Here is an 862-nt window from a genome sequence, read left to right on the forward strand (position 1 = left end):
GGGTCGCGTGTTCAAGTCATGTAGCCGGCATAAAATGCGAACGTAGTTCAGTGGTAGAACATCACCTTGCCAAGGTGGGGGTCGCGGGTTCGAATCCCGTCGTTCGCTTGAGGAGCCGGGGTGGCGGAACTGGCAGACGCACAGGACTTAAAATCCTGCGAAAGGAAACTTTCGTACCGGTTCGATCCCGGTCCTCGGCATAATATAATAATGAGCACCCTTAGCTCAACTGGATAGAGTACCTGACTACGAATCAGGCGGTTAGAGGTTCGACTCCTCTAGGGTGCATTTTATCGGGAAGTAGCTCAGCTTGGTAGAGCACTTGGTTTGGGACCAAGGGGTCGCAGGTTCGAATCCTGTCTTCCCGATTTATGGCGGTGTAGCTCAGCTGGCTAGAGCGTCCGGTTCATACCCGGGAGGTCGGGGGTTCGATCCCCTTCGCCGCTATATATATATGGATTTCTTGGACCTTTAGCTCAACTGGTTAGAGCACTCGGCTCATAACCGAGCGGTCGTAGGTTCGAGTCCTACAAGGTCCATATATTAATTATAATATTTGGAGGATTACCCAAGTCCGGCTGAAGGGAACGGTCTTGAAAACCGTCAGGCGTGTAAAAGCGTGCGTGGGTTCGAATCCCACATCCTCCTTATAATTAACGCGGGATGGAGCAGCTAGGTAGCTCGTCGGGCTCATAACCCGAAGGTCGTAGGTTCAAATCCTGCTCCCGCAATTTGGCTCGGTAGCTCAGTTGGTAGAGCAATGGATTGAAGCTCCATGTGTCGGCGGTTCGATTCCGTCTCGCGCCATTTGTTTATATTTTGGAAGGGTAGCGAAGAGGCTAAACGCGGCGGACTGTAAATC

At 52.0% G+C, this 862-nt stretch carries 9 tRNA genes; all 9 read left to right on the forward strand.

Annotated elements, in window-relative coordinates:
• Window positions 1-36: 36 nt before the first annotated feature.
• The 9 genes from HMPREF2637_RS10435 to HMPREF2637_RS10475 all read left to right on the forward strand — a co-directional run bounded on the left by HMPREF2637_RS10435 (window position 37) and on the right by HMPREF2637_RS10475 (window position 807).
• A tRNA-Gly gene (locus HMPREF2637_RS10435) sits at window positions 37-108 on the forward strand.
• A gap of 6 nt (window positions 109-114) precedes the next feature.
• Window positions 115-200 (forward strand) — tRNA-Leu (locus tag HMPREF2637_RS10440).
• Window positions 201-214: 14 nt separating this feature from the next.
• Window positions 215-288: transfer RNA gene (locus HMPREF2637_RS10445), tRNA-Arg, on the forward strand.
• 6 nt (window positions 289-294) lie between these two features.
• A tRNA-Pro gene (locus tag HMPREF2637_RS10450) sits at window positions 295-368 on the forward strand.
• 5 nt (window positions 369-373) lie between these two features.
• Window positions 374-447: transfer RNA gene (locus HMPREF2637_RS10455), tRNA-Met, on the forward strand.
• Between the two features lie 18 nt (window positions 448-465).
• Window positions 466-539, forward strand: a tRNA-Ile gene (locus tag HMPREF2637_RS10460).
• Between the two features lie 19 nt (window positions 540-558).
• Window positions 559-648: transfer RNA gene (locus HMPREF2637_RS10465), tRNA-Ser, on the forward strand.
• Between the two features lie 9 nt (window positions 649-657).
• Window positions 658-731 (forward strand) — tRNA-Met (locus HMPREF2637_RS10470).
• Window positions 732-734: 3 nt separating this feature from the next.
• Window positions 735-807 (forward strand) — tRNA-Phe (locus tag HMPREF2637_RS10475).
• Window positions 808-862: the final 55 nt, after the last annotated feature.

Source organism: Streptococcus sp. HMSC065H07, assembly GCF_001837325.1.
Classification (GTDB): Bacteria; Bacillota; Bacilli; order Lactobacillales; family Streptococcaceae; genus Streptococcus; species Streptococcus salivarius_H.